Origin of the sequence: Salipiger sp. 1_MG-2023 (assembly GCF_030547555.1) — a bacterium.
In the GTDB taxonomy this organism is placed as follows: Bacteria; Pseudomonadota; Alphaproteobacteria; order Rhodobacterales; family Rhodobacteraceae; genus Salipiger.
In genome coordinates, this window is record NZ_JAUOQN010000120.1 from 1 (window position 1) to 3,971 (window position 3,971).

The 3,971-nt window shown below is 61.5% G+C and carries 3 protein-coding genes and 1 pseudogene; all 4 read right to left on the reverse strand.

Annotated features, from left to right (window positions below; genetic code table 11):
- Window positions 1-74: 74 nt before the first annotated feature.
- Window positions 75-526, reverse strand: a pseudogene (locus Q4543_RS24735) (ATP-binding cassette domain-containing protein).
- Window positions 499-1,809 carry a glutamine synthetase family protein gene (locus tag Q4543_RS23830; RefSeq protein ID WP_303442559.1) on the reverse strand — a complete coding sequence of 437 codons (1,311 nt, stop codon included), beginning with the start codon at window positions 1,807-1,809 and terminating at the stop codon, window positions 499-501. Before Q4543_RS23830 ends, Q4543_RS24735 begins: the two are co-directional and overlap by 28 nt.
- Entirely contained in the window at window positions 1,806-2,654 is an 849-nt protein-coding gene (locus tag Q4543_RS23835) for a MurR/RpiR family transcriptional regulator (protein WP_303442563.1), read from the reverse strand. The genes Q4543_RS23830 and Q4543_RS23835 overlap by 4 nt, the downstream gene beginning before the upstream one ends.
- A 593-nt stretch (window positions 2,655-3,247) precedes the next feature.
- Window positions 3,248-3,499 carry a hypothetical protein gene (locus Q4543_RS23840; protein WP_303442566.1) on the reverse strand — a complete coding sequence of 84 codons (252 nt, stop codon included), beginning with the start codon at window positions 3,497-3,499 and terminating at the stop codon, window positions 3,248-3,250.
- Between the last annotated feature and the right edge of the window lie 472 nt (window positions 3,500-3,971).

A 3,971-nucleotide genomic window follows, 5' to 3' on the forward strand; every position in this document is an offset into this window, starting at 1 on the left:
GTTCTTCGCTTCATTGTCCGTCCCTTCGTTGGGTCGGACTCTAATTTCAAATGGAGAAAAAATCCCGTGGCAGGTCAGAGCCGCCGCGTTTGGCCATAGGGCAGGCTGCCGGGCGCCTCGTCGAGAACCGGCAACAGGCCAAAGCGCTCCATGGCGTCCGGCGACAGGTCTCGGTCGGCGCTGTCGCGAGCATGAATTTCGGCCAGTTCGATATTGCGCCTTACGCTGAGGTTGCGGAACAGGTGCAGGTTCTGGAAGGTGCGCGCGATACCTGCACAGGCCCGCTTTTCAGCGGGCGTGGCCTGCACCTCGGCACCGTCCAGAACGTTCTGACCCGCGCTCGGGGTCAGTAGCCCCAAGATCAGTTGAGCATCGTCGTCTTGCCCGCCCCATTGGGACCGATGAGGCCGTGTATCTCATTGCGCCCCACGGTGAACGAGACGGAATCCACCGCCACCACCCCACCGAAGTTCTTCGAGATGCCGCATATCTCGAGCATCAATAGACCTCGGCGTAACGCGCACATTTGGCGGGCCAGTCGAGCCCCTCGAGCTGCGCAAGCTCGCCCTGCTTGTGTGCGACATAAAGATCTACGAAACCGTCCCCGAACCAGCCACGCGCGGCCTCCGAGCTGCGCAGCGCCTCAAGCGCCTTGCCAAGGCTGTCCGGCAGACGGCGGAAGCCTTTGGCCGCCAGCGCCTCTGGTGACAGCAAAGACAGGTCTTCCTGCGCCGGGGCGGGCGGCTCGATGGCATCGCGAACGCCTTGGGCGCCGGCAAAGACCAGCGCCGCCAGCGTAAGGTAGGGGCTTGCCGCGTTATCGGCGGCGCGGACCTCGAAATTGTACTGTCGCGCGATGCTCTCGGGATCGGATGAGGTGACCGGGCAGATGCGCACCGACGCCTCGCGGTCGCGGAACCCGAGGTTGTTGTAGGCCGCGCTCCAGCGATGCGGGGTGAGGCGCAGGTAGCTGATCTCAGAAGGTGCGAGGATCGCGAGGATCTGATCGAGATACTTCAGAACGCCGCCGATGAAGTGCCGGGTGAGCGTGCTCATGCCGGTCTCCTCGCCCTCCTCCCAGGTCAACGGCTCGCCCGCATCATCCAGAAAGCTGAAATGCACATGCAGTCCGTTGCCGACGCTGTCGGGATCAAGGATCGGCGCAAAACTCGGACACTTGCCGAAGCGCGTCAGCACATCGTGGGTCAGCATCCGCAGAATGGCAGCATTATCTGCCGAGGTGATCCCCTGAGCGGGCTTCATGGTGATCTCGTACTGACCGGGACCGTATTCCTTCATGAAAGTGTCAGGGGCGCAGCCCGCCGCAGAGAGCGCGGCAAGATAGGCCTCGGCCCATGCCTGTCCGTCTCGGAAGCCCTTGAAGCCGAACGCATCTCCGGGCCGGGGTACCTGCCCCTTGAGCTGGAACTCGTGTTCGAAAGAGGATAGCACCGTGGCCCCAGTCAAGGCGTGGAATTCCTCGATCGCCCGCCGCGCCAGCGAGCGCGTACAGAATTCCCACGGCGCCCCCTCGAGGGTGCGGATGTCGCCCATGGCGAAATCTAGCTTCTGGTCGTGGTCGATGGTGATGCGCGTCTGGGGGTCGGGCACCAGTGCCAAGTCGCCAAACGAGCCGAAGGGGCTGTCCGAGATGCTGTCGAAACAGGTGATCTGCACATTGGTCGGAGTCCAGCCGACGCCGCGCTGTGAGCGTTTGTCCCATTCCCCCACCGGAAAGGATTTGCCGCGCAGGATCCCCGCGATATCGTTCGTGCCCACGAAGAGCAAATTATTGTTTCTCTGTGTCATGTTTTGGTCCCTGGAGCGGGATCTTCCCGTAGTTTGTCCCATTGCGAGATGCGCGCCCGAGTCGCGTCCCAGTTGCGTTCCGCCATGGCTACCAGCATCGCTTCGATCATGGTGAAGGCTGGCACGTAGCTGTCCCAAACCGTGCCGGAGTGGATCGGCACTGAAATCAGCTCGGTCGCACCCTTGGCCGCCGGGCTGATCCACTTGTCGGTGATCACAATCGTCTGCGCCTTGCGCGAGCGCGCCTGCGCCGAGAGCCGCGCGAGGCTCGCCTGATAGCGGCGAAAATCGATCAGCAGCAGCACGTCTCGCGGCCGCATCCGCAAAAGATATTCTGGCCATAGCTCGGGGTCGGAAGGGATGTGCGACACGTCGGGGCGGATCTGGCGCAGGTGGCGCACGAAGAACTCGGCGATGGAGTCGCTCATGCGGCCGCCAATCATAAAGATCCGGCGCCGCGGATCCGTCATCAACTCGCAGAGCCGGATGAACTGGACCGAGGGGATCTGTTCGATCATCTCCTGGTTCAGTGTCTCGACCTGTCGCACGTAGGACGCCAAGGTCGCATCGCTGGCACCATCGATCGCGTCGCGCAGATCGATAGGCGACTGCTGCCCTGCCTTCAATTCCTGCACGAGCCGCTGCTGGAACTCCTGGAAGCCCGCGCAGCCGAGCTTGGCTACGAAGCGCGAGATCGACGGCGCCGAGATATGCGCTCTCTTGGACAACTTCTGGATCGGCTCGAGTCCGGCGAAAGGGTAGTCGGCCAGAAGCACTGACACCAGCTGCCGTTCCGCTGGAGTGAACTGGCTCGACATGTCTTCAAGCTTTTGACGGATTTGCATCGGGGTCTCACTGAAGCGGGCAGGTCCCAAGGCATGCACCCTGGTGATTTCGAACCTACGGCGAATGAAAATTTTTTGTCAAATGGTATAAGATAAACCACCCTGCACAAAGCATTGCAGCTTTATATTTGTGCAGAACCGCTCAGGTGTGGGACAGGTGGCAAGACAGCCGGGATGGAAGTTTGACGCGGCATGCGAAGTCGTTGTGCCAAGCGGGCTCCGGTTTCAGTCGACGGCCTCCAGACAGGTGCCGCCGCCAGCCTCTTGAGGTCGCAGTCCACATAGCTTGCCAAGCCTCCAGAGAGTTGAGGGTAAGCTGCACGACGGCCATCTCGAGCGGCGAGAATGGTTCTGCCTAAACCGAGTTGGCTACCTGAGCAGGCTAACAGGAACCAAAACGCGGGCTGACTGCAGCACGAAATCTACAATCGGTTGGAAGGCGATATGCCTGCCATATTTGGGACCTGAACGGCCTTCAGGCAAAAGGTGCATGAGCCCCCAAGCATGAAAAAAGAGGCGCCCCGGTCAGGGCGCCCCTTGGGATGTGTGTTTCGCCAGAGCGAGCGGCTGGTCCGCCCCGGCAAGGCCACAGATCAGCTGTTGAAGTTGCGGATCAGGGCTTCGGCCTGGAATTTCGCGGTTGCGGCGCTGCCTTCGTCCGAGGCGGCCTGCCATGCGGCGACGGCTTCGGCGTTGCTCAGCGCAGCCACATCGGCATTGGGGGCGATGCGCGACAGGGCAGCGCGGGCGGCGTCGCCGGTGTTGTTGGTCTGGGCCGATGCGGCGCCCGAAAGAGCGGCGGTTGCGGTCAGGGCTGCGGCGGCAATGAGAGCGATGCGGGTCATGTGGTGTCTCCGATATGGGTCTGTGCGTTTGTGTTCGACGTTTCCGTCTTGTGGCAGACATATCGGTCGCATGGCCCAATTGTTCAAATCACAGGATCGCTCGCGCGCGCTCTTGGGGATGTGAGAAATCTGACCGTAACGACCGCCGAAGCCTGGGAGGAAACGGATTAGCCGCATGATATTTAACAGATATCATGAAAAACCAGCTGCGAAAAGCGCCTGTTTTCCTGTAACATCTGCAAGCCTGACGGTCCGTTTCCCGACCGAACACCAGAACTGTGCGAATATGCACAGACGGCGACGCGTTTACGGGGCAACCCTGGACCGGCGTAGCATGATCGAAAGACCCGGATCGCTCGGCTCCACCTCGGCAACGCCCGGCGACACGCGCCGCGGGTGTCAATCGGTTCTGAAAGGGGATCTGGTTTAAGCTCTGAAAGCGGGGCCGCTTTTCGGGTCTCAAGCTGGCCCG